The organism is Rhodoferax aquaticus, assembly GCF_006974105.1.
GTDB lineage: Bacteria > Pseudomonadota > Gammaproteobacteria > Burkholderiales > Burkholderiaceae_C > Allorhodoferax > Allorhodoferax aquaticus_A.
Genome location: NZ_CP036282.1, coordinates 746,118 through 770,682 on the forward strand (window position 1 = coordinate 746,118; position 24,565 = coordinate 770,682).

General features: G+C 58.8%; 19 protein-coding genes. 13 read left to right on the plus strand and 6 right to left on the minus strand.

What is annotated here, in order from left to right; genetic code table 11:
* The first annotated feature begins 145 nt into the window (after positions 1–145).
* Both EXZ61_RS03555 and EXZ61_RS03560 read left to right on the plus strand, forming a co-directional pair.
* Positions 146–2,026 carry a polysaccharide deacetylase family protein gene (locus EXZ61_RS03555; RefSeq protein ID WP_142809090.1) on the plus strand — a complete coding sequence of 627 codons (1,881 nt, stop codon included), beginning with the start codon at positions 146–148 and terminating at the stop codon, positions 2,024–2,026.
* A complete protein-coding gene (locus EXZ61_RS03560) occupies positions 2,013–3,803 on the plus strand; it encodes a polysaccharide deacetylase family protein (protein WP_142809092.1) in 1,791 nt (596 codons plus the stop codon). The genes EXZ61_RS03555 and EXZ61_RS03560 overlap by 14 nt, the downstream gene beginning before the upstream one ends.
* 19 nt (positions 3,804–3,822) lie before the next feature.
* Here the strand turns inward: EXZ61_RS03560 and argP are convergent, their stop codons facing one another.
* Positions 3,823–4,731 carry an HTH-type transcriptional regulator ArgP gene (argP, locus tag EXZ61_RS03565; RefSeq protein ID WP_142809094.1) on the minus strand — a complete coding sequence of 303 codons (909 nt, stop codon included), beginning with the start codon at positions 4,729–4,731 and terminating at the stop codon, positions 3,823–3,825.
* Positions 4,732–4,851: 120 nt separating this feature from the next.
* On the opposite strand from argP, the gene EXZ61_RS03570 reads away from it, so the two are divergent.
* Together EXZ61_RS03570 and EXZ61_RS03575 are read left to right on the plus strand one after the other, a co-directional pair.
* A complete protein-coding gene (locus tag EXZ61_RS03570; RefSeq protein ID WP_237219076.1) occupies positions 4,852–5,514 on the plus strand; it encodes a LysE/ArgO family amino acid transporter in 663 nt (220 codons plus the stop codon).
* A gap of 163 nt (positions 5,515–5,677) precedes the next feature.
* Positions 5,678–6,592 (plus strand): type 2 periplasmic-binding domain-containing protein, encoded by a 915-nt coding sequence (locus EXZ61_RS03575; RefSeq protein WP_142809096.1) that lies wholly within the window; start codon positions 5,678–5,680, stop codon positions 6,590–6,592.
* A gap of 8 nt (positions 6,593–6,600) precedes the next feature.
* Here the strand turns inward: EXZ61_RS03575 and EXZ61_RS03580 are convergent, their stop codons facing one another.
* Entirely contained in the window at positions 6,601–7,290 is a 690-nt protein-coding gene (locus EXZ61_RS03580; RefSeq protein ID WP_142809098.1) for a TetR/AcrR family transcriptional regulator, read from the minus strand.
* Between the two features lie 110 nt (positions 7,291–7,400).
* On the opposite strand from EXZ61_RS03580, the gene EXZ61_RS03585 reads away from it, so the two are divergent.
* From EXZ61_RS03585 to EXZ61_RS03595, 3 genes are read left to right on the plus strand one after another with little or no spacing between them, the layout of a single operon-like run.
* Entirely contained in the window at positions 7,401–7,841 is a 441-nt protein-coding gene (locus EXZ61_RS03585; RefSeq protein WP_142809100.1) for a c-type cytochrome, read from the plus strand.
* Positions 7,838–9,232 (plus strand): D-arabinono-1,4-lactone oxidase, encoded by a 1,395-nt coding sequence (locus EXZ61_RS03590; protein ID WP_142809102.1) that lies wholly within the window; start codon positions 7,838–7,840, stop codon positions 9,230–9,232. Before EXZ61_RS03585 ends, EXZ61_RS03590 begins: the two co-directional genes overlap by 4 nt.
* Positions 9,225–10,508, plus strand: coding sequence for an alanine racemase (locus tag EXZ61_RS03595; RefSeq protein WP_201799108.1), 1,284 nt, complete (start codon positions 9,225–9,227; stop codon positions 10,506–10,508). Before EXZ61_RS03590 ends, EXZ61_RS03595 begins: the two co-directional genes overlap by 8 nt.
* On the opposite strand, the gene EXZ61_RS03600 is transcribed toward EXZ61_RS03595, so the two are convergent.
* Positions 10,505–12,208: a PAS domain-containing sensor histidine kinase gene (locus tag EXZ61_RS03600; protein WP_168224690.1), complete on the minus strand. Its 1,704-nt coding sequence runs from the start codon at positions 12,206–12,208 to the stop codon at positions 10,505–10,507. The two genes, EXZ61_RS03595 and EXZ61_RS03600, sit on opposite strands and share 4 nt — an antisense overlap.
* A 255-nt stretch (positions 12,209–12,463) precedes the next feature.
* Between EXZ61_RS03600 and EXZ61_RS03605 the strand changes: the two genes are divergently transcribed.
* From EXZ61_RS03605 to EXZ61_RS03630, 6 genes are all read left to right on the plus strand, one after another.
* Entirely contained in the window at positions 12,464–13,711 is a 1,248-nt protein-coding gene (locus tag EXZ61_RS03605; RefSeq protein ID WP_142809106.1) for a sensor histidine kinase, read from the plus strand.
* A gap of 162 nt (positions 13,712–13,873) precedes the next feature.
* Positions 13,874–14,719 (plus strand): LytR/AlgR family response regulator transcription factor, encoded by an 846-nt coding sequence (locus tag EXZ61_RS03610; RefSeq protein WP_142809108.1) that lies wholly within the window; start codon positions 13,874–13,876, stop codon positions 14,717–14,719.
* A 70-nt stretch (positions 14,720–14,789) separates the two neighbouring features.
* Positions 14,790–15,908 (plus strand): S-(hydroxymethyl)glutathione dehydrogenase/class III alcohol dehydrogenase, encoded by a 1,119-nt coding sequence (locus EXZ61_RS03615; protein ID WP_142809111.1) that lies wholly within the window; start codon positions 14,790–14,792, stop codon positions 15,906–15,908.
* Positions 15,909–15,969: 61 nt separating this feature from the next.
* Complete coding sequence (fghA, locus tag EXZ61_RS03620; RefSeq protein ID WP_142809113.1) at positions 15,970–16,851, plus strand: S-formylglutathione hydrolase; 882 nt, start codon at positions 15,970–15,972, stop codon at positions 16,849–16,851.
* Positions 16,852–16,997: 146 nt separating this feature from the next.
* Positions 16,998–17,996: a Bug family tripartite tricarboxylate transporter substrate binding protein gene (locus tag EXZ61_RS03625; RefSeq protein ID WP_142809115.1), complete on the plus strand. Its 999-nt coding sequence runs from the start codon at positions 16,998–17,000 to the stop codon at positions 17,994–17,996.
* Positions 17,997–18,334: 338 nt separating this feature from the next.
* Entirely contained in the window at positions 18,335–20,365 is a 2,031-nt protein-coding gene (locus EXZ61_RS03630) for a putative bifunctional diguanylate cyclase/phosphodiesterase (protein ID WP_237219077.1), read from the plus strand.
* Positions 20,366–20,410: 45 nt separating this feature from the next.
* Here EXZ61_RS03630 and EXZ61_RS03635 read toward each other — a convergent pair whose 3' ends face one another.
* From EXZ61_RS03635 to EXZ61_RS03645, 3 genes are all read right to left on the minus strand, one after another.
* Complete coding sequence (locus tag EXZ61_RS03635; protein WP_168224691.1) at positions 20,411–21,682, minus strand: protein kinase domain-containing protein; 1,272 nt, start codon at positions 21,680–21,682, stop codon at positions 20,411–20,413.
* A 130-nt stretch (positions 21,683–21,812) separates the two neighbouring features.
* On the minus strand, positions 21,813–22,724 hold the full coding sequence (locus EXZ61_RS03640; protein ID WP_142809120.1) for an amino acid ABC transporter substrate-binding protein: 912 nt from the start codon (positions 22,722–22,724) through the stop codon (positions 21,813–21,815).
* Between the two features lie 137 nt (positions 22,725–22,861).
* Positions 22,862–24,493: a Na/Pi cotransporter family protein gene (locus EXZ61_RS03645; protein ID WP_142809122.1), complete on the minus strand. Its 1,632-nt coding sequence runs from the start codon at positions 24,491–24,493 to the stop codon at positions 22,862–22,864.
* Positions 24,494–24,565 lie beyond the last annotated feature (72 nt).

The window sequence follows — 24,565 nt, forward strand, 5'->3', positions numbered from 1 at the left end:
AAAAGGAAAATAAGGGGGCAGAGGCTTGGTACTGGGGGGCATTTTTTTTCGTAGCTGCTTAGGCCTTGGGCTAGCGTTCGCAAGCCTCGCGCTAGGCTTGCGCATTCAGTCACCGCTGCGTCAAGTGAACGCAGTAGCGGCTGGCATGTTGTTGTCCCTGGTCTTGTCTGGCTGCGGTTCGACTGGACAACTCGCACAGTTGGCACACGAAGAAAGCCTGAACCGGGCTGAAGTCAATGCCCCCTTGCCGGGCGTGCAGCCCATACGGGCAACCCCCAGTGTGCCTTTGCGACGCCTTAGCAAAACGCCAACGGATACGCTAGAACCAGAGGCCTTTTCGACGGCACGTATCGGATTGTTTGCCTCTACCCGGTCGCAGGCGCATCTGATGAAGCTGGGCGCAGACCCTACTACGGGCACCCGAATTTGGGAAAACTACCTGCGTGCCAGTGAGTTGCCCTACGTACGTCTGGCAAATGCCAGCGATCTTGCGCGATTAGTCCCCACTGCGTTGTTGATACTGCCTTCCGCCGTGGTGTTGAGCGAGACTGAGAAAGCAGCCATCCTTCAGTGGCGTAACCGTGGGGGCTCGGTGCTTTCGACTTGGCTCACAGGTACCCAGAGTGAAACCGGTGCAGATTTGGGTTATGGGTTCATGCGTGACGTACTGGACGTGGAGGTGGTTGGTACTACCCAAGATGAAGTGGACGACACTTTCATGATGGTGCATGGTGACGACCCCATTTCGCATACCTTGGCCGCAGGCACCCGGGTGTGGATGGAGCGTGTGCCCAAGCAGTTGCCATTGCGTCTTGTGGGCAAGCAAGAGGCAGCGCAGGTCATGAGCTGGGCGCGTAGCTACGATGCGCGCAAACCGTCTGGGCTGATCAGCTACAACGAGCGCCGCATGCCTTCGGGCAAGTATTCGCGCACGGTCACCCTGGGCTACCCAGAGCAAACCTGGTTGCGCTCTGATACCAAGCTGTTAAGGGCCTTAACTGGGGACATCTTTGCTTGGCTGCTGAGGCAGCCGCGGGTGTATCTGGGGGCATGGCCCTACCCCTACCAAAGCGGATTTTTGTTGGCGGTACAGGCTGCTGAACAGATGTCCGAGGGAGAGCTGCGCCTAGCCAAGGCAGTGCGTGAAATGGGAGGCCGGGCAACGTTTTATGTGCATGGTGGCAATGCGGATAAGGCGGTGCCCACCATCAAAAAAATACAAGCCTTAGGCCATGAAGTGGGTTACCTGGGCGACAGTTTTGAGCCTTTTACCGGGCAGACAGTTCCGCAGCAAGCGCAGCGCATGGATGCCATGCAGGGGCTGCTCTCTCAAGCTGGCATTCCTATGCCGCGCAGGGCGAGCTTTGCCGCCCCCCTAGATGCGTATGACGCAATTACCCAGCAACTTCTCAAAGATCGTCGGTTTGACAACTACATCGCTGGCATGGACGCAACTGAAAGTCGTCTCCCCACCCTGGTAGGTTGGCCGGACAACTGGACGACACCCTTGGTTGCTTTACCACGTACGATGCAAGGTCCCGAGGACAGAGCCGAGGCCGGCATGGAAGACTTTTTGGGAGGGCTTGATGTGTCGGTGCGCATGGGGGGGCTGTCGCTAGTGCGCATCCCTGCACAACCCCTGCTGGTGTCGAAGCAGCGCAAGCGCCTGTTGGACACCATGGCTGCGCTTCAGGACCGCGCGTGGATCGCATCTGCTAGCCAAGTGGCGCAGTGGTGGCGTAACCGGGCAGAAGTCGCGGTCAAGCTCGTGCCGCATCCCCAGGGCTTTTTGTTGACCGCCACGGTGACCGATACCGTCAATACCCAGGAGCCGCTAGCCATCTGGGTGACGCTCCCGCAACGCAACAGCCGGGTCAGGTTGCAGCCTGTTGCTAGCGATGAGCCGCCGCCGGCAGTGATGGCAGTGGACGCGATGCGGTCTGCACTGATTTTGCGAGCACCGCAGTCAGGCACCTACCAATGGATACTGTCTTTTGAGCAATCGACTGAGCATGAACACTTTTAGTCTGCACATGCGGCGTATATCGTGGGGCGTCGGGGTACGGGGGTGGCTGCGCCCATTGTTACTGGCCGGGCTGTGCTGCGTGGGGGCTATCGCCGGTGCACAAGATGCTGAACCAGACGGTGGCTTGATTTATTTCTACATGAGCCCCACCACGGACCAGTACATGGCCTCACAGCGTGTGTCCTATGAGCGTGCGATCAAACGCTGGCTCCCCTATTTGCAACGGTATGGTGAACATGCCCGGCATGTCAGTCGGGAGGAACTCATCGCTGGGTTGGGAGACGGCGTTTTGATCTTGCCTACAGCGGTCGCGCTAGACGATGCTGAGCGGGCGGCCATCACCAAGTTTGCTGCACAAGGGGGTAGTCTTTTAGGTAGCGGCTTGGTGGGGACCCGAGACAAAGCGGGGCAGTTCGTAGGATTTGATTTTCTGCACAGCACGTTTCGGGTTCGTAGCCATGGCTTTTTCCCCATGAGTGACGACACTTTCTTTATGCCTTTTGGCGATGGGCCGGTGACTTGGCCTGTACCCGCAGCCAGGCGCATGCCCATCGTCACGGGTAAAGATACTTTGCTGCGCATTAGCTCTCCCAATGAAGCCGCTGTGGTGATGGATTGGTCACGCAATATGCAAACAGAGCCGCATAGCGTGATGGCCTTTGACGAAACAGGCAAGACCCGGGTTGCGTATTTTTCTGTGCCCGACAGTGCGTGGTTTTATGGCAAAGATGCCATGTTGGTGTTCGACGCTACCTTGGCGTGGTTGCGGCGGCAACCACAAGCCTACAAAGCGGCCTGGCCGCAAGGGTATGTGGCATCGCACCTGATTGAAATGGACACGGAGGACAAGTTTTTCTCCGCGCCAAGTTTTGCTGCGCACTTGGAAAGCGAGGGATTCAAAGGCACGTTCTACAGCCTGACCTCTGAGGCTGTGCGTGTCCCAGAGGTGGTGCGTGACCTCATCAACCGCGGACATGAGATTGCATACCATGCGGACGTGCATTTCGGGTTCAGGGGAGACCCCTCGGCCGAGCAGGAACTGCGCATACGCTTTATGAAGCAGCAGATGCAAGAGATCCTAGGCGAACGTGCCAAAGAAGCCACAGGCTTTCGCGCACCGACGGAGTCGTATGACAAAACCACAGAGATGTTGCTGCGCAAACATGGCCTCTTGCACCACGCGGCCGACGAAAGCGCGCATGAAGATCGGCTGCCGTTTTTTTCCGTCTCAGAGCCCGGTGTTCCGCCAGACCAAGCCTTGGTTGTTTTGCCGCGCACCCAGTTAGATGATGTGAGTTTTATGGATATGAAGCTCACCCCTGCGCAGGTTCAAACCATTCTGAACTACGACTTGGACCTCACCGTACGCAGTGGTTCTCTGGGTCTTTTGTCGGTGCACTCGCAAAACTATGTAGAAGGCGGTTTGATGCTGCGCACGATGGGCGACTATGTGCGCAAGGTGGCAAGTTATCGCGACCGTCTTTGGGTTGCGCGGGGAGACGAGATTGCACGCTGGTGGCGCCAGCGAGAGGCTGTGCAGGTCGATCAGCATTGGACCGTAAGCGGGCTGCAAATCCATCTGAAAAACAACAGCCCCAGGTCAGTGGATGGGCTCACCGTGTTCGTCACATTGCCCAGCAAGCACGCACCGATGCGGGTGCTGGCTAAGCCCGCAAGCGCCCAGGTGCGTACCAAGTCGATTGATGCGTTCCGCACGGCCTTGGTGTTTGATCGTTTGCCCACGGGCGACACTCAGCTGCGAGTGACATTTCCCTAAATGGGCGTAGAAAATCGCTTCACTGCGTGGGTCTCAACAGGGCTTTGGCCGCCAGTTTGACGGCAGCCGTCAGACCTTGGGTCAGACTTGGCTCGCGCACCCAGTGGTGCCAGTACAAGGCCACGTCCACCGCGCTGCCGGGCAGCAGTTCTTGCAGGGGCAGTGCGTTGGCCCGGGCTTGCAAGTGCAAATCAGACACCATGCCCCAGCCCATGCCGTGGGCCAAGGCGCTCTCAAACGCATCGACCGCAGGTACAAAGTGGCGAGGGTATTGGGGGGAATGCAGCCCGAGGTGCTGCGCCAAAAACGCATCTTGCAGGCCATCTTTGCGGTTGAAGATGACCGCTGGTGTGCGCAGCAACTGGTGGGGTACCAAGGCACCCTTGGCGTTGTGGCATTGCGCTACCAGGCTAGGTGCGCCTACGCAGCGGTAACGCATCACCCCTAGAGGCTCTGCCAGGCAGCCACGCATGGCCTGTGACTGGGTGCTGATGCAGGCGGCCACGTCGCCACTTGTCAAAGCTTCATGGGTGTGTTCTTGGTCATCAATGACCACGTCGAGCACGATATGGTGCTGGGCCAAAGCATTGGCAATGCCGGGCAGGAACCAACTGGACAAGGAGTCGCCGTTGACCGCCACAGCAATGCGGTGCCATTGGGGTGATGTGTCGGCTTGGGGGACATCGCCGTTGCGCAGGTCCGCCTCCATCATGCGGAGCTGATGGACATGCGCAAGCAGGCGTTGGCCCGCTGCGGTTGCGCGCACCGTTTTTCCGCGCACCAATAAGCGTTGACCGTAGTGTGTCTCCAGCGCTTTGATGCGCAAGGAAACCGCCCCCAGAGTGAGGTTGAGCTGTGCGGCTGCGGCACCGAACTGTCCGTGCTCCAGCACGGCGGCAAAGGCCAGCAACTGTTTGGTATCTAGCATGGGCGTGGGTTTAAAAATATTCAACGAAGTCTAGTTATATTTAAATGATTTCTCAATCCTTGGAATTTCGCGCATAGTCACCGTGTTTCAAAGTTCTGAGTCACTTGCTGCTTTCATCCCATGTCTAATTTGTCTGTACTGATGCCCATGGCCCCTGCGTTCAACGCGGGCTTTGCCTTGAGTTTGTCTCTCATCATGGCTCTCGGCGCCCAAAACGCACACGTTATTCGCATGGGCTTGCAGGGGCAGCACGTGCTGCTGACCGTGGCCGTGTGTGTGGTGTCTGATGTTCTGCTCATTGCCATCGGCGTGTTTGGCCTCGCCCAGCTAGGGGGCTTGTCACCGGTGCTGAAAACTGGGTTGGTGTTGGGCGGCATTGTGTTCTTGGTGGTGTATGGTCGCCAAGCCTTCATGCGGTTTTGGGCGGGCCAGGCGACTGTCAATGCACTGAATTTAGGCGCAAGTGTTGGCGCAATGAGCCGTGCGCAGGCCACATTGGCAGCCTTGGCCTTTGCCTGGCTGAACCCCCACGCCTGGCTGGATACAGCGGTGCTGATTGGGTCTGCCTCTCTCGCGTGGGGGCAGCCTGGCCATGCCGCATTTGGCGCAGGGGCTGCAACCGGCTCAGCAGTATGGTTTGCGCTGCTGGGGGTCAGTGTCTTTTGGTTGGGCCAGCGCCTCAACAGCCCTGCCATTTGGCGGGCCCTGGATGGCTTGGTGGCGCTGATGATGTGGGGAACCGCAGCAGTCCTGGCCTGGGGGCTCATACACGGTCCAGCGTAAGGGGCGGTTGTAAGCCCCAGGGTGGCCGTGCGGCATTCGCGCGGTTTGTAAGCTTGCTGAGACATGGCCGTGGCATAGTGCGGGTTCCTGCACACACATGGTCCATGGGCAGCCCATTCTGGCCATGGCGTGTGCCCCTGAAGTCACAGCTAAGGAGCAAGGTTTGCGAACACGGCAATGGTGGGTTCGGCTGGTCTTTGTGTTGTTCAGCGCCAGTGCCGGCGCTGCTGAACCCATGCGCTATGTCTACCCGCCACCCGAGGGCGGGTCGGACCAGCGTCTGGTCTACTACTGGGAGTTGCTGGAGGCTGCCCTCAAAGTTACGTCTGGCAAGTGGGGGCCGTATACCTTGGCGATCAGCCCGGTGCTCATGAATGCAGACCGGTCTCAAATCCTGCTTTCTAACTCCACCGAAATTACGCTTTTGGTGCGTACCACTAGCGCGGAGCGTGAGCGTGTGCTCCTGCCAGTGCGTATCCCCTTGGACAAAGGATTAACGGGCTATCGCCTGTTTTTGATCCAACAAAACACCCAAGAGGCGCTGAACGCGGTGCGCACTTTGGATGACCTGAAGCCTTACCGGATTGGCCAGGGCGTTGCATGGGTCGATGCCGAAATTCTGCGCAATGCCGGGCTTACGGTGGAGACCGGTAGCAGCTACGAGTCTCTTTTCAAAATGCTGGCGGTAGGCCGTTTTGAGCTGTTTTCTCGGGGTGTGAATGAGATTGGGAAAGAACAGCGGGAGCATCAGCCCAAGTACCCGGAGATGGTGGTTGAAAAGTCGCTGATGCTGCATTACCCATTGCCCCGATACTTTTTTTTCTCGCGCACGCCACAGGGGGAGCGGCTGGCCCAGCGGGTTGCCGAGGGACTTGAAAAGCTGCGCCAAAGCGGTGAGTTCGATCGTCGCTACCAAGGGTTCAAGCGCGCGATGCTGGCCGATCTCAACCTCTCGGGGCGGCGGCTCTTTCGAATCCCCAATCCAACCCTGCCTGCCGATACGCCATTGGCCGACACCCGCTTGTGGGATGACCTAGCGCAAGAGCTAAAGGCGACTAAGACCAACCCTGCGCAATAGCACCCTGACTACGCTGACCTAGTTTGGCGTACCAAAACTACCTGCCGCGCCAGCATTTCCGCCAAGGCCTCGCCGGTGGCGTGCTCATCTTGGCTAGGGTCGTCAAACAGCATCTCGAGGGCCGCATAAACCATTTCTACGGACAAGCGGGCCAGGGTTCGAACCCGGTTGATTTGCGCGTGTGGATGGGCAGACATGAACGCGTGCACGATCAAGCCCGCGACATGGGCGTGCGAGGCGATGCGAATGGGGGCTAGCGTAGGCACTGCGCGCAACGCCCGGGTGACCCACAGGCCCTCGGGCATGGCGCGCGTTAAGTCAAGCGTTTGTGCATACAAGGCATAGATGCTGGCTTTCAGGCCCGCCTCGTCCAGCACCAGGGTGGCGGGCGTGGCCCACACCTCAACCAATGCGTTTTGTTCTTGCATGAGCCGCGTGCCTAAGGCACCCAGTAGCGCGTACTTGTTGGGGAAGTAGCGGTACAGCGCGGGCGGGGAGATGCCTGCGCGTTCACACACCAAGTTGGTGGACAGCCGCTCAATTCCCACCTCTGCCAGCAACTGTGCGGTCGCCCCCAAGATGAGTTCGTAGGTTTCTTGGGCCCGCTTTTGGCGTGGCTGCGCCTTGGTGTTCAAGGTGGCCACGTTGGCGTCGGCCAAAAGGGCGCTAGGCATGGGCGGTGTCTCGCTGCGGGGCATAGGGGCGGTCCAAGTCAGTACAAGCGTAGGGGTTATTACGCATTTTCTCGTAGGCCTTATCTCAATAAGCTAGTGATGACTAGCAAATTATCCAAGATAAAGGCTGATCCGTGTCAACTATCCATTCGTATCGTGGCCAAGTGCGCAAGGCCACGCCAAACAAGACGCATACATGGCGTCGAGGGCTTACCAGTGTGAGGGCCGTGAGCGGCTGCCTGCTACTGGCCACCAGTCTTGCCGCATGTGATGCAAACAAGCCTGCTGCCATGAGTGCAAGCGAGGTGGAGGCTTTACACCCTAGCGACGCCCGCTTGTCCCAGATGTATGAGCGTGCGTGTATGGGTTGCCATGTCGACGCGGCCAGTGGCGCACCGCGCACGGGCGACCAGGCGGCCTGGGCACAGCGCATGGGCAAGGGGCGTGAGGTGCTGATTCAGAACGCACGCCAAGGGCTCAACGCCATGCCACCCATGGGCTTGTGCCCTGACTGCAGCACGGAAGACTTGGCCCAGTTGATTGACTTTATGCGCAGTGCGGGAGGTGCATCATGACAAGTCGGCGCGACTATTTGCGCGGTGTGGTGGCGGGGGGCTTGGCCATCTCTGCACGCGGACTGGTGGCGAGCCAACCCGCGGCAACCGAATCCAACGCCAGCAACACCGGTGAAGCGCCACGTTGGCGCAACTGGAGTGGCATTGAGCAATGCCAACCCCAAGGCTGGAAGGTGCCTGCCGATGTGGGCGAGGTGGCTAGCTTGCTGCGCACCAGCCCTGGGCCCATACGCTGTGTGGGGGCAGGGCATTCGTTCTCCGCCGTGGTGCCCACGGGGGGCACGCTGCTGTCTTTGGATAGGCTCAGTGGCTTGCGCTCTGTGACTGCCAACAGCGCGGTATTGGGCGCCGGTACGCGCTTGCAACAGGTGTCGCGCCTGCTAGATGCCAAGGGCTTGGGTCTGCATAACCTGCCAGACATTGACTCCCAAACCTTGGCCGGTGCCATGGCCACCGGCACGCACGGCACCGGGGCTCAGTTTGGCGCTTTGCACAGTGACTTGCTCAGCCTTACCTTGGTCACGCCTACAGGACGCGTGGTGCAGTGCTCGCGCACCCAAGAGCCCGACATCTTTGCGGCGGCCCAAGTGTCGGTGGGCACTCTGGGCGTGGTGACTGAGGTCGAGATGCGTGTGCGACCACGCTACCACCTGGCCCGCAAAGTGTGGTTAGACACCACGGAAGCCTTGCTGGAACAAGCGCCTGCGCTGGCCAAAAAACACCGGCAGTTCGAAATGTATTTGCTGCCTTTCACGGGTTTTGGTGCCGCCATCACCCACGATGAGGCACCGCTGGGCACCGTGAACCATCCCCCTGCGGGTGATGAAGATGTGCTGCAAGACTTGAAAAAACTGCGCGACTGGTTAGGCCGTTGGCCGTCGCTGCGGCGCTGGGCGGCGCAGCAGGCAATCGACAAGAACCAGGTGGAAGAAGCTACCGATGTGTCTTGGCGGCTCTTGTCTACCCAGCGCCCCACGCGCTTCAATGAAACCGAATGCCATGTGCCGCAGCAAAACGGGGTGGCCTGTTTGAAAGAAATACTGGCCGCGCTAGAGCAGCGCAACGATGTGTTCTTCCCCATTGAGTTTCGCTTCACCAAGGGGGATGACGCTTGGCTCAGTCCCTTCTACCAGCGCGACAGCTGCTCCATTGCGGCCCATGCGCTGCAAGGCGAACCTTACGACTACCTGCTTAGCACCTTGGGCCCGATCTACCGCCGCCATGGCGGGCGTCCGCACTGGGGGAAGTTGCATGACCGTAGCGCCACCGAGCTGGCAGCCGCCTATCCGCGCTGGAAAGATTTTGCGCAAGTGCGCAAAGCCTTAGACCCACAAGGGCGCATGTTGACGCCCTACATGGCAAAACTTTTGGGAGAAACACGCAATGCCTAGTTGGACACGTAGACACTGGTTGGCAACAAGCACTGCAGTGGTCGCTGGTGCGGGGCTGGTGTTGCGCCCATCGGATGAAGGCGGCACGCATGACGCGTACTTTGCCAAACTCCAACGCGCTATGCAGGCGGGGCCCGCCATGCCAACCCTGGTGGTAGACAGCCAGCGCTTTCGCGCCAATTTGACTAAGGTGGCCAGTACCGTCAGCCCCGGTCTCGCGCTGCGGGTGGTGGTGAAGTCATTGCCCAGCCTAGAACTGGTGAAAGAAGCCTTGACCGCGTGGATGACCCACAAGGTGATGGTCTTTAACGCGCCCCAGTTGCTCAGCATCGCGCAGGCCATGCCGCAGGCGGACGTATTGCTGGGCAAGCCCTTTCCGGTTTCAGCGGCCAAGTGGGTGCTGGAAAAAACAGCAGGCACCAGCTTTAACGCGGCGCGCCAGGTGCAATGGTTGATAGACACCCCCGCGCGTGCTGCACAGTACAAAGAACTGGCCCAGGCCATGAACTTGCCTCTGCGCCTGAACCTAGAGATCGACGTGGGCTTGCACCGTGGCGGCCTGGAGTCAGACCCAGCGCTGGTAGACGTGCTCAAAGTGATTCAGTCCCACCCCGGCTTGCAGTTCAGCGGCATGATGGGTTACGACGCGCATGTGGCCGCCATCCCGGACTTGCCGGGCCTGCGCCGCAAAGCCATGGACCATGCCCAGGCAGCCTATGCCGCGCGGGTGGCGGCTGCACGTACCCATTTGGGGGCCGCCTGGCCCAGCGCAGGACTCACGTTTAACACCGGTGGCTCGCTTACCTACCATTTGCATGACAGTACGCATGCGGCCAATGAGGTGTCCGTAGGGTCTGCCACCGTCAAACCACTGGACTTCGAGAAGCCGTCCACGGCAGAGTTGCAGGCGGCATCGTTTATTGCCACGCCTGTGCTCAAAGCCATGGGGGCTTTTCGTTTGCCCGTGGGGGTGGAAGCGATCAGCGATGCAGCCGCATGGTGGGACCGCAACCAGTCCCAAGCCTTTGCCATCCACGGCGGCCATTGGTTGGCCCAAGCGGTGTCGCCACCGGGTGTGCAGGCCAGTAGTTTGTATGGCGCGTCGAGCAACCAGCAAGTGATGGTGGCCTCCAAGACCGTAAGTCTGCAGCCTGATGACTGGGTGATGTTCAGGCCGCGCCAAAGCGAGGCCGTGTTCTTGCAATTTGGCGCGATTGCGGTGTTTGACGGCGAGCGCATCAGCGCGCGTTGGCCTGTGTTTGAAGCGTCAGCCTAGGCGGGCAGCTGCACCTCACCCTCAACACCGGGCGCGACCAGCGGCAGGGTGAGGGTGAAGGTGGTGCCCAGCCCTTGCGTGCTGGCAACGGCGATCTGACCGCCTAACGCACCCCCCACAATGTTGTGCACGATGTGCAAGCCCAAACCGGAGCCACCTTGCCCCAGCTTGGTCGTGAAAAAGGGCTCAAAAATGCGGTTCAGGTTGTCGGGCGCTATGCCTTTGCCGGTATCGCTCACCCGCAGCGTGACCATGTCTTTGTCATTGACGCTGGCCACCAGTGACATGCTGCCGGGTTCACCCGCCGTGAACGCATGCAGCAGCGCGTTGTTGATCAGGTTGGTGAGCACCTGACCCAGCGGGCCTGGGTAGCTGCGCATCATGATGCTCGATGGAATGTCTACCGTGACTTGCACCCCAGACTTGCGAATGACCGCACTGAGCGTGAGCAAAATTTCAGACGCCACGGCGTGCAGCGAAAACAAGCGCGCTTGTGCGCTGGTTTGGTCCACCGCCACTTGCTTGAAGCTGGTGACCAACTGCCCCGCCCGCTCCAAATTGCGGGCCACAATTTCGGCGGCCAGACGGGTGTCTTCGACAAACTTGTGCAAGTCAGAGCGTCGCAGGCCCGTTTCCACGAGCTGAGCGAACTCTTGGGCCCGGAATTCGAGTGAACTCGCCACGGTGAGCCCATTGCCAATGGGGGTGTTGAGCTCATGGGCAACCCCTGCCACCAGGGAGCCCAGTGCGGCTAGCTTCTCGGATTGCACCAACTGGTCTTTGGCCAACTGCAAAGAACCCAATGTGTCGGACAGCTCGCGGTTGGCAGTTTGTAGCTGGGCGGTACGCAAGGTGACGCGGGCCTCTAACTGGGAGTTCAAGGCCTCAATCTGCAACTGGGTAGACCGTTGCTCGGTGATGTCGATGTAGATGGAGACCAGCAGTGTCTTGTCGGGTTCAGCAAACACGCGGGTTGACACCGTGAAGAGGCGTTGCGTGCCGTCTTTGCGACGCATCATGGCGTCGATGTCGCCGTGGGTGCGGTTGAGTTGGGCAATCTCTAAGACTCTGCGCCGGTCTTCAGGGTTGACCCAGATATTGAGTTCTAAGCCGGATTTGCCTTGGTCGGACTTGGGGTCAAAGCCAAAGCTATCAAACCACGCTTGATTCCACTGTGTGCCGGTAAAGCCCACACTGCTTACGGCGTAGCACATGGGCAGTGGCGCATGGTCAAAGAGGCCAATGAAGCGCGCTTCACTCTCCTTCAAGGCGGCAGCCGCTGCATTGACTTCGGTGACATCGCGTGCAATCCAAACGGCATGCGAGGGGGCTGTGCCATCCATGCTCCATAGAGTCGCACTCAGCATGAAGTCGCGCAGCTGGCCATCGCGTCGCCGTGCTACGGCCAGTGCATTTCTCACGGTACCGTGCTGCATCAGTTCGGCCACGATGCGGGCCCGTTGCTCGGGGATGTGCCAGATATTGAGGTCTGCAATGGGCTTGCCTATGGCTTCAGACGCTTGGTAGCCACTGATCTGTTCAAAGCCATGGTTTGCGTCCAAGACCATGCTGTCGCTCAAACGCGTGATGACAATCCAGTCCGGGCTGGCGTGGAAGACGCGGGCAAAGCGGTCGTCGTGCGCGCCGCCCAGCGCGGCCAGAAGCCAGCGCGTGACGGGGGTGGGGAGCAAACGTGCCAAAAGGCCCATATCAAAACGCGTTCAGAGCTGCACTGCGGGCAATACTAACGGCTTAACAGCCTAACGCCTAGCGCGGGTCAACCCACCCCCGCATGGGGCTGGATGGGGGCCGTTGAATCTGCACCTTTGCAGTTCGTCCTAGGCAAAATGCAGGCTGTCGCATAGCGCTCGCCACAGGCTGGGGCACCCCCTAAAGTGCCGCTACGGTGTCAGACTTGCACAAGGGCTGCAGTGCACCTTCACTTAGGAAATGTCATGTCCCATTCTTCTTCATATTCCCACGACCCATCCCCAGTGGAGCCGCGCGCAGGGCGCACCAAGCAAGCGCTGTTGCGGGGTTTTCATGCTTATGCCAGTTGGCTCGTGGGTCTTAGTTGGCTGCGCTTTTTTGTGCTGTCCGTGTTGGTGCTTGTCTTGGTGAACCTACTCCAAGAGTTGCCCCCGTTCAGCTGGCGTTGGGGGGCGGACGCAAGCCATACGGCCAACGTGTCCAAAGGCGTCACGCTCTCGGCAGAGCCTGCGCAAAGCACCGCAGGCACAGCGCCAGCGTCGACAGACAAAGAGAACGTCGAGATTGTGATTGGTGACAACGGCGTGCAAGTGCAAAAGAGGGCCGGTGCAGCCAACGGCACGCAGGTGGCCATTGATGAAGCAGGGGTGCGCATCACCGCTCCGGCAAGCCCCGCCATGGAGCGCTTGGGTGCCAATGCCTTGGAAAACTTTGAGATGCGTACGCGAAAGGGCGCAAGTGTGGGGGACGCCTTGCTCAATCTTGCGTGGCTGTTGGTGGTGGCCTCCATCATCGTCAAGATCACGTACAAAGGGCGCATTCAAGCCGAAGCTGCAGCCGCTGCGGCGACCGAGGTGGCCGAAACCGAGTCCCTCAAGCGCCAAGTCACAGAAGCCCGACTGGCGGCCATGCAAGCGCAGGTAGAGCCCCATTTTTTGTTCAACACCCTGGCCAGTATTGAGCACCTGATAGAAACCGATGCACCCCGCGCTGCGCGCATGCAGCGCAGCCTGATCCAGTTTTTGCGCGAAGCCATGCCCACGCTGCGCGAGGCCAATGCACAAGCCGAGCGCGACCTGGGCCGTGAGCTGGCGGTGGTCTTGCCTTATTTGGAAATTTTGCGCATGCGCATGGACGATCGTTTGCAAACCGAAGTAAACGTGCCCGAAGGCCTTCACTCCGCCATGTTTCCACCCATGATGTTGCAAAGCCTGGTGGAGAACGCGATTCGCCATGGCTTGGAGCCCAAGGCTGAAGGCGGCTTGCTGCGCATTTCTGCCGAGGTGAGCAACGGCCAATTGCGGGTGGCGGTCACTGACACGGGCTTGGGCTTTGCCGCTGCGGCGACCCCTGGGACTGGCGTAGGTTTGGCCAATATCCGCGAGCGCTTGCAGTTACTGTACGGCAAGCAAGCCGAGCTGCGCATCACCGAGCCCACGGGTGGTGGTGCCTGTGTCACGATTTGCGTGCCGTACCAAGTGCGCCAAGGCTGAGTACTGCGTTCACGTAAAGGGGAATCTGATGAAGCAATTGGCTAAATGGACCGCATGGGTATGGCGCATTGCGTGCATGCTTTCCGCATTGCTAGCGTATGCGATTGGGCGTTTAGCGTTCACACCCACGGTGAGCGAGACTGCAGCACAGGGGCCGCAAGCATGAGTACTTGGCGGGTGATCGTGGCCGATGACGAGCGGCTGATGCGGGAGCAGCTGTGCCAACGCTTGCAAGAAGTGGCCCCGCACCTTCAGATCGTTGCGCAAGCCCGCAATGGGCGCGAAGCGGTGGAGCTGACGCAGCAGCACCAGCCGGATGTGGTGTTTTTGGACATTCGCATGCCGCTGATGTCTGGCATAGAGGCTGCGCAAGCCATCGCTCAGTTGCCCACGTGGGATGAAGCAGGGGCACAAGGGCAATGGCCGGGCTGCGAGATTGTGTTCGTGACCGCCTACGACCAGTACGCGGTGGCAGCGTTTGAGCAGGGCGTGGTGGACTATGTGCTCAAACCTGCCGAGCGCGAGCGCTTGGCCCTGACCATGGACCGTTTGCAGGCGCGCTTGCAGCAACGCCATTCTGAGTCTGACGCCAATGCTGCGGACAGCACCTTGCCCTTGCACACACCGCATATGCAGCGTTTGCTGCAGCAACTGAGCCAACAACTCACCAAGCCAGCACCTGCGCCTTTGCAGTGGATTCAAGCCAGCGTGGGCAGCAGCATCCAGATGATTGATGTGGACGACGTGCTGTTTTTTATCTCGGATGACAAGTACACGCGCGTGCAAACCGCCACCCAGCAAGCCTTGATTCGCACCCCCATCAAAGAGCTCTTGGCCACGGTCGACCTGCAAAAGTTCTGGCAAATCCACCGCAGCACCTTGGTCAACACGCGGGCCATTGCCGGCGTGAGCCGTGACCACCGAGGCCGCCAACGGGTCAGCGTGCGGGGCAGCACGGAGACTCTGGAGGTGAGCCGCAGCTTTGCGGGCTTGTTTAAGGGGATGTAGCGCCAGCCACTCAGCGGGTCTCGTTGGGTGGCGCTTATAGTGTGCCCATTGCCCCACTACCGAGACACCCATGCAAACACGTGCCGCCGTCGCCTGGAAAGCAGGCCAGCCCCTCACCATTGAAACCGTGGATCTGCAAGGCCCCAAGTTCGGCGAAGTGCTCGTCGAAATCAAGGCTACCGGCATCTGCCACACCGACTACTACACCCTGAGTGGTGCCGACCCTGAAGGCATTTTCCCCGCCATTCTGGGCCACGAAGGCGCCGGCATTGTGGTGGAAGTGGGGCCGGGCGTGACCAGCCTCAAAAAGGGTGACCACGTCATTCCGCTCTACACCCCCGAGTGCCGCCAGTGCAAGTTTTGCCTGTCCCGCAAAACCAATCTGTGCCAATTGATTCGCGGCACCCAGGGCAAAGGCCTGATGCCCGATGCCACCAGCCGCTTCAGCCTGAATGGCGACCCCATCTTTCACTACATGGGCACATCGACGTTTAGCAACTACACCGTGGCACCTGAAATCAGCCTGGCCAAGATCCGGAATGACGCACCCTTTGACAAGGTTTGCTACATCGGCTGCGGTGTGACCACCGGCATAGGCGCGGTGATCTTTACCGCCAAAGTGGAAGCCGGCGCGAATGCGGTGGTGTTCGGCTTGGGCGGCATCGGCCTGAACGTGATCCAGGGCTTGAAGATGGTGGGTGCGGACAAAATCATCGGTGTGGACTTGAACCCCGCGCGCGAAGCCATGGCCCGCAGCTTTGGCATGACCCACTTCCTGAACCCCAAGGACATTGAAGCTGCTGGCGGCAACATCGTGGACGCGATTGTGCAGCTCACCGATGGCGGCGCGGACTACAGCTTCGAGTGCATCGGCAACACCAAGGTCATGCGCCAAGCGCTGGAGTGCACGCACAAGGGCTGGGGCCGCAGCATCATCATTGGCGTGGCCGAAGCCGGAGCAGAAATTTCAACCCGCCCCTTCCAGCTGGTCACCGGCCGCAAGTGGGAAGGTTCGGCCTTTGGCGGCGCACGCGGCCGCACCGATGTGCCCAAGATCGTGGACTGGTACATGGAAGGCAAGATCAACATCGACAGCCTGATCACCCACACCATGCCTCTGGAAGACATCAACAAGGGCTTCGACCTGATGAAGCGCGGTGAGTCGATTCGCGGCGTTGTCATTTATTGAGAAAATAGCACTTTGCGCCCGTGGAATATGCGCAGACAGCTTCTGATTTGATAGCAAACTTATGCAAACTACCCAATTTGAATTGCTGAGCGAGCATGCCTGTTTTGGCGGCGTGCAGCGCTTTTACAAACACTTCTCATCTGAAATCGGCTTGCCCATGCGGTTTGGCGTTTTTCTGCCGCCCAGCGCGGCCCAGGGCCCGGTACCTGCAGTCGTCTTTTTGGCGGGGTTGACCTGCACGGAAGAAACCTTTGCCTTTAAAGCAGGGGCGCAGCGGGTGGCCGCTGCGTTGGGCTTGGCATTGATCACCCCGGACACCAGCCCGCGTGGCGCAGGCTTGGTGGGCGAGGCAGACCACTGGGACTTCGGCGTGGGTGCAGGTTTTTACCTAGATGCCACGCAAAGCCCATGGAGTGGTCACTGGTGCATGGAGAGCTACCTGGTCCATGAGCTGTTGCCGCACATTGCACAAGACTTGCCGGTGGACGCCGCGCGCATGGGCATTTCTGGGCATTCCATGGGCGGCCACGGGGCGCTCACTTTGGCACAGCGTCACCCTGGGGTGTTCAAAACCCTGTCTGCCTTGGCCCCCATCTGTGCGCCTAGCCAATGCCCATGGGGCAAGAAAGCGTTCACGGGCTACTTTGGCCAAGACGAAAGCCTGTGGAGCGCACACGACGCCAGTGCGCTCATGGCGGCCCAAACCAGCGCACCCTACCCGGGTGGCATTTTGGTGGACCAAGGCTTGGCCGACAAATTCTTGGAAGAACAGTTGCACCCTCATCTGTTGGAGGCTGCCTGTGCCAAGGTGGGACAGCCGCTCACCTTGCGCCGCCATGCAGGCTATGACCATGGCTACTACTTCATCAGTACCTTTATGGAAGACCACTTGCGCCACCATGCCCAAGGCTTGAATGTGCAACGGTTTGTAAAACAGGACTGAATCGGGTGGTTTAGGGCTTCTTGCCCTCTGTTGGTGCAAGTGAACGGTGTAGGCTTAGGGTTTTTACGTATTCCGGTGCATGCTGAGCGAGGCCCGAGCGCTGCAGCCAGCCATCCACCGTGCCTGACCTTTCCCTGGAGAATCCCATGAAACAACCCCAACGTCGCCATGTCTTAGGCGCAGTTGCCGCCTCGGTGCTGAGCAGCGCACTGCCTGCTTGGAGCCAAAGTGCTGCCAACAAAGCCAAACCCGCTCCGAAGCTCGCTTCTAAGTTGCGCATTGTGATTCCGGCCAATGTTGGCGGTGGCTGGGACCAAACCGGCCGCGCCTTGGGCACTGCCATGGTGTCCTCGGGCGTGGTGGACGAGGTGGAGTATGAAAACAAGGGCGGCAAAGGCGGCACGCTTGGCCTGGCCTATTACGCAGAAAAATACAACAACGATCCCAACACCCTGCTGATGGGGGGTGTTGTGATGGTGGGTGCAGTCGCGCTGCAAAAACCTGCCGTAGACATGAGCAGCATCCACGGCCTGGCGCGTTTGACCAGTGACTACGAGGTGCTGGTGGTGGCAGGCAATTCCCCTATCAAAACCATTGCCGACCTGGCCGCCCAAATGAAGGCGGGTTTGAAGAACGTACCGATTGCTGGCGGCTCTGCCGGTGGCGTAGACCATATGTTCGCGGGCGTGTTGGCGCGCGCCGTGGGGGCCAACCCCGAAGAGCTGAACTACCTGCCGTTTGCGGGGGGCACTGAAGTGGTGTCCGCCGTGCTGTCGGGCAAGGCGATGGTGGGTATTTCTGGCTTTAGCGAGTTCAGTGCCCAACTGGCGGGCGGCCAATTGCGGGCGATTGGGGTCTCTTCCAGAAAATCGATGTTCGGCATTCCTTCTATCCGGGACCAAGGCGTACAGGTGGAAATGGCCAACTGGCGCGGTGTGTTTACAGGCGCTGGCGTGGCTGCGGCCCGTCGCGACGAAATGGTAGAAGCCGTGCGCCGTGCCGCCGCCAATGACGGCTGGAAGTCCACGCTAAAGCAAAACAAGTGGGACGCGTCATGGCTCAGCGGCGCCGATCTCAATAGCTTTATTGACTTTGACCTGACCACCGCACGGGTCATGGTGCATTTGCTCAAGCTCAAGGCGTAAGCACTCCTGCCCCACACAAACGCCTTGCAATAAACGCTTGCAAGGCCAGTAGAAAAAGCGCGCACTGCTACAAAGACTGTAGCGGTATGCGCTTTTTTCATGGGGGCGACCTGCTGCATACAGCAGGCGGGTAGCCCCGATTCAGCTGGCGAACTGCGCACCACACATCACACAGGGCGGGTTGATGCACAGCGTGCGCAATACGCAGGCAGCAAACACCTGAAACATGCAAGCCAGGCAGGGGTGTTGGCAATGTGCTGCACAATGGCAGCCCTTAGGGGCACTCTCTTCCTGCCCCGTAAAGCGTTTCCTTGTGGCTTGCGTGTTTTGAGCGTCATATGCATCTTCTTGAACAGCCTTTGGACCACAGTGTCGCCACGCCAGATATGCAGGCGCGCGTGCTGCGTTTTGGCATGCTGGAACATATCAACCAGCCGGTATGGGTATTTGATGTGGAGTTGCAGCGGGTGCATTGGGCCAATCCTGCAGCCTTAGAGGTGTGGCGTGCAAAGTCTCTGCAAGAGCTGTGTGAGCGCGATATGGGCGTTGACATGTCGGAGTCGGTCGCCACGCGCTTGGCGCAGTATCACCATGACTTTGTGACGCAAGAGGCAGTCTTCAATGAGCAATGGACCTTGTACCCCGCGGGTGTGCCGGTGTCTTTGCATATGCGCTTGAGTGGCGTGCGCCTGACCGACGGACGCATGGGCATGCTGTGTCATGGCAAACCATCTGGCAATGAAACGCCAGAGTCCTTGCGGTCGGTGGAGGCCTTGCTGCACACCCCCGTGATGATTACCTTGTACAGCATGGCCGGTGAGCCTCTGTACCGTAACCCGGCGGCGCGATCATCCGCAAAATTTGGGGGCCAGACCTTGGCCGAGCGCATGGTGGAGCCCCTGGGCTACACACGACTCATGGCGGCCTTGCAGTCTGATTCTTTGGCCACGTTCACTTTGGCCGTTCAGACTTCACAGGGCGAGCAGTGGCATGAGCTTTCAGCCCGCCGTTGCAAAGATGCTGTGACGGGTGAGGATGCCATGTTGGTGAGCGAGGCGGATGTGAGTGCCCTGAAACGCACGGAAGCGCGGGCCAACTTTCTAGCCTTGCACGATGGCCTGACAGGCTTGCCCAACCGGGCGCATGTGATGGAGTGTTTTGCCGCAGCGGTAGAAACCGTGCGGCAAGTGGGCTGTGAAGCGGCCTTGATCTTCATTGACCTCGATAACTTCAAAGACGTCAATGACACCCTGGGCCACGCCGCTGGAGATGCCCTCTTGGTTGAAGTGGCTAGGCGCTTGAAAAACGCGACCAGCAGTACCGATTTGGTGGCCCGCTTGGGGGGCGATGAATTCCTGATTCTGGCCGCTGCGGACGATATCGTGCAGGAAGTAGAGCGCCTGCGCGCCAGGGTGCTGAGCCATGTGGGGGAGCCTACCGTGCTGCTGGGCACCGAGGTGCGTGTCACGCCCACCATGGGGGTCAGCATTTTCCCCCGCGACGGCACCGATCTCGAAACCCTGTTGCGCAAAGCCGATCTGGCGATGTACAGCGGCAAACAACGCGGCCGCAATGATTTGGCCTACTACCATGAGGATCTGGGCGCTGCCGTCAGTGCCCGCACCGCTTTGGAGACCGATTTGCGGCATGCGTTTGAGCGCAATGAGTTTGAGGTGCACTACCAGCCCATGGTGTCTACCGAATGTGGGCGAGTTCAGGCGGTGGAAGCATTGGTGCGCTGGCGCCACCCCCTGCACGGACTTTTAGCTCCTGATCGCTTTATTGCTGTGTGCGAAAGCACGGGCATGATCTTGGACTTGGGGAAGCTTGTGTTTGAGGCCGCGGTTCAACAGCAAACCGCGTGGCAGCGCCAAGGCCACACCTTGAAGGTGCACATCAACTTGTCACCCCGCCAGTTTGATTGTCCGCTGGTGGTGTCCAGCATGCAGTCTGTGTTGCTGGCCCACGGCTGTGATGCGTCGAATATTGGCGTGGAAATTACTGAGTCCATGTTGCTCGGGCGCGATGGCCTTTCGTCTCGGGTGTTGCAAGGTATTTCAGATCTTGGTATTTCAATAGCCTTGGATGATTTTGGAACGGGGTACTCCAACTTGGCTTACTTGCAGCGCTACCACATTGATGTGCTCAAAATCGACAAGTCGTTCATCCAAAGTAGCGATGAAGAGCGGCCCATTGCAGACCTGATCGTGGCGATGTGCCGCACATTGGGCATGGCCGTGGTGGCGGAGGGCGTGGAGTCGCAAGCCCAGTTGGACTGGGTGAAGCACCGGGGGATTGAGCAATACCAAGGCTACTTGTTCTCCAAACCCTTGCCTGCCAACGCCATAGACGCACTTTTGGCTGCTTGACGGCTGAAGGTGCGCCAGCTCAAGCGCTCCTATGCCAGTTGCTGTCTATCGCTTGGGAAGTACCTGTACGGTGTGCGGCCAATGCCGGGTGATGAACTCCACGACGGAGCGCGCACTGTCAAAGCGGTGACTGGGCTCTTTTTTGAGCAACAGGTTCAGCAAGTCTTGGTACGCAGAGAAGCGGGGCTCCAGCAAAGGCGCTGGCGAAAACAAGTGGTGTGACAGCATGGCCTCCATGGTTTGGGCCACAAAAGGGCGCTTGCCTGTCAACATCTCAAAGAAGATGACTCCCAAGGCATACAGGTCACTGGCGGGGCTTACCGCCTTGCCGGCCGCTTGCTCAGGGCTCAGGTAAAACGGCGAGCCGACAATCTCACCATGCAGCGTTTGACCTAGGTTGTGGCTGGTGTGCTTGGCCACACCAAAGTCGATCAGAGCGACGCTGCCATTGGCGCGCAGCATCAAGTTTTCTGGTTTGACGTCCCGGTGCACGATGCCCAAGGCATGAATTTGCTCTAGCGCCAAGGCGGCTTGTACCGTGATGCTCAGGGCTTCTGCCGGGCTGAGCCCTTTGGCAATGCGTCGCTTGATGTCGCCACTCGGGAAGTATTTCATCGTGATGAACGCATGCTCATCGGTAAAGCCGTGGTCGTAAATGCGAGCGACATTGGGGTGGTCAATGCGCTCCAATAGCTCATGTTCTTGGATGAAGCGATGCAGCATGCTGTTGTCTTGCTGGGTGCGTGTGTCCAGCAGTTTGAGTGCAACCTCCAGTCGATCGGACTCACGCTCTGCAAGATACACCTCAGACATGCCGCCGCCGCCAATCTTGCGGATTAGGCGGTAGCCCTTGATGTCTAGGGGTGTGCTGATGGACGCACTTTTCAGCACTACGGTGTCGTGCCTGGCTTGAGCGTCTGCTTGTTCAGCGGCTTCGGCTCTGGCGACATCATGGCGCCGTTGCAAACGGGCATTGACCGCTTCTAGTACTTCTTCACGCGAAAACGGTTTGCCCAAGTAGTCATCAGCGCCCAGGTTCATGCCCTTGCGCTGGTCAGAGCGCTCGGTGCGCGCCGTCAAAAAAATCAGGGGGATAGCCGCTGTGAGCGGATCAGCGCGCAATTTTGTGAGCATGCCGTAGCCATCGAGCTGCGGCATCATCACGTCGCACAGGACCAAGTCGGGCAAGTGCGTCCGTGCCAAGGCAAGGCCTGCTTCACCGTTATCTGCTTCTAAGGCTTCGAAGCCTTCAATGCGCAGCAAAAACACCAAGTTGTGGCGAATGGCTGCGTCGTCTTCAACGACTAATACTTTCACACGGGTACCTTGTAGAGAACCTCCATCGCCACAGGGCAATGGAGTGAGGCAACAAGGATACCGCTATGTGCACCGCAAAGCCAGCACCTCAGGTTGATCTGAAGGCCTGCCCGCCACGCGCAGGTATCAGTTAAAGCATGACCCAGTCCACGATAAAGCCACTAGGGCGGCTAAACATGTCGGAAAGCAGTGCGTTGGGTGACACGTTGAGGTTGTAGTTGCGCTGTGGCAGGGAGGACTGAAACCATTTTTTGTAGATGGTCTTCATCTTGCCACTGGTGTACATGTGCATCATTTCTTTGGTGATCAGCGTTTCCAGCTCAGGGTCAGTTTTGCTGTACATCACCGCCAATGGTTCTACCGACATGCTCGGGCCCACCACCGCCATCGGGTTCTTGGCTTGCGCTTTGAAGCCGTGCAGCAAGATGTCATCGGTCATAAATGCATCAGCAGTGCCGCCGTCAACCGCTGCAGCCCCTTCGGCAGAGGTTTCTACTACGACCACTTTCATTGTGGCTAGGCCTTTGCCTCGGCGGGCTTCGGCAATCAAAGAGCCGGTGGATCCCTTGGTCACCACCAGTGTTTTGCCTGCTAAATCCTCAATCTTGCCAATGCCAGAGCCATCCTTCACTAACAAACGCGCCGCTGCATAGTAGTAGGGCATGGCAAAAGCAACTTGCTCTCGGCGTGCTTTGGTGTTGGTGGTGTTGGCGCACTCGAGGTCAATTTTGCCCTCGGCCACCGCTGCAATGCGGGCCGCACCTGCCACTGGTACATACTTCAACTCTACAGCTTTGAGTCTGATTTCTTGCTTAATGGCATCTGCCAAAGCCGCACATACCTCGATGCCATAGCCAAGCGGTGCGCCAGTCTCAGAGTTTTTGTAGGAAAAGGGCAGGCCAGATTCGCGAAACCCGATGTTGATGACACCGGTTTGCTTGATACGGTCTAGCGTTGCACCCGCAAAGCTTGAGCTTGCGGCGGCAATGACCATTGGCGCCAGTAAAAAGCCCCGAAGAAGGCTGAAATTAATGGTTTTCATGTATTGACAAATTTTTTTGCCTGATTTAAGGCGAGCCTTCGAGTATAAAACCCCTCCTGTTGCGTGGCAAGACCGCGCCTGCGGCGCTTACCATTGCTTACGAAATTTGCCCCGTAGGGCGGCGCTTCTTGGCAGAGCTAGGCGGTGTGCATCTTTCCACTTTGCGCAACGGTGAGCGCGGAATACGCGACCGAGCAAATGTGGGAGTTGATGCGCTTGAGGTCGCTAATCAAGTCCAGATGCAGCGAGCTGGTTTCAATGCTTTGGACCGTATTGGCGCTGAGGCGGGTTAAGTGGGTCGCTGCGTATTCGCGCTCCAGGACATTGAAGTTGGCCTTGGCAATGAGTAGGTGTTGTGCCTCGTGTTCGTCTTTGCTCAAAAACACGCTCATGCCCAAACGCAGGTTGCGTACCAAACGGCTATGCAATTCGCAAATCTCGGCCAAACCAGCTTCGGAAAAATCGCGGCCCGGCTTGATCTTTTTGTCTTCCACATCTTGTATCACGCGCTCCAAAATGTCGCCAATCTGCTCCATGTTGATGGTGAAACTCAGAATGTCAGCCCAGCGTTGGGCCTCGTTGGCTCCCAGCGCCTCGCGTGGGATCTGGGTCAGGTAGTACTTGATGGACGAGTAAATCTCGTCAATCGTGTCATCCATATGGCGCAACTCTTTGGCAAGGTTCAAGTCCCCATGGTGAATCACTTTGAGCAACCCCATTAGCATGATCTCAACCGTATCCGCTTGGTGCATGGCCTCGCGCACGGCACAAGAAATTGCCAAGGCCGGCGTTGCCAAGGCTGTGGGGTCCAAATGGTTGGGACGCCCCGTGACGCGCGACTTTTCTGGCTTGGGTAGCAGGTACTCCACCCATTTCGCAACGATGTGCGTAAAGCCAATCAGCAACACCGCCACCATCACGTTGAATGCCAGGTGGAAGGTGACGACGGCCATTGCGACATCGTTGATGGCTGGGGCCGCATGGGCTTGCCACTGACTTGCAAAAGGTGCAAGGAGGCAAATGCCGATGATCTTGAACAGCAAGTTGCCCATAGGAACTTGGCGAGTCTCGGTGTTCGAAGACATGGTGGTGAGCACGGCCAAGCAACCGCTGCCCAAGTTGGCCCCTAGAACCAAGCCAAGGGCGACCTCTATAGGCACAATGCCAGAGTGCGCCAAGGTGGCCGTCAGCAGTACCACAGCCAAGCTGGAATAGCTCACGATGGCCAGCACCGCACCAATGGTGATCTCCAACAGCAAGTCGCTGCCCAAGGATCCCAGCATCGTCTTGACTATCGGCGATTGCACCAGCACAGCCGTGGACTCGCGCACCAACTGCAGTGCCAAAAGCATGAGACCCAAGCCAATGAGCACCCGCCCGACCCGCCCCGCAGTAGAGCTTTGGCGCGCGATGAAAAGCACCACCCCCACGAAGATAAACAAAGGGGACAGCCACGAGAGATCGCGAGAGAACACGACCGCCATCAGACTGGTTCCAACATCCGCACCCAACATGACGGCTAAAGCAGCTGTCATTGAAATGAAAGACTGCCCAACAAACGAAGACACGATCAGGGCGGTGGCCGTGCTGGACTGAACAAGCGCCGTCACCCCAATGCCAGACAAAAAAGCCGCAAACCGATTACTGGTGCTCTTGCGCAAGATCATCCGCAAGTTGGCGCCAAATACCCGCAGTATTCCAGTGCGCACAAGGTGAGTGCCCCACACCAACAGCGCAATAGCCGCCAACAAGTTCAACAAGTGAGTCAAGGTCGTCCCCCATCCAAAACGTGATCGCTGGCATCAGCGTGCAAAGGCAGATTATTGAGCGCTTAACGGTAT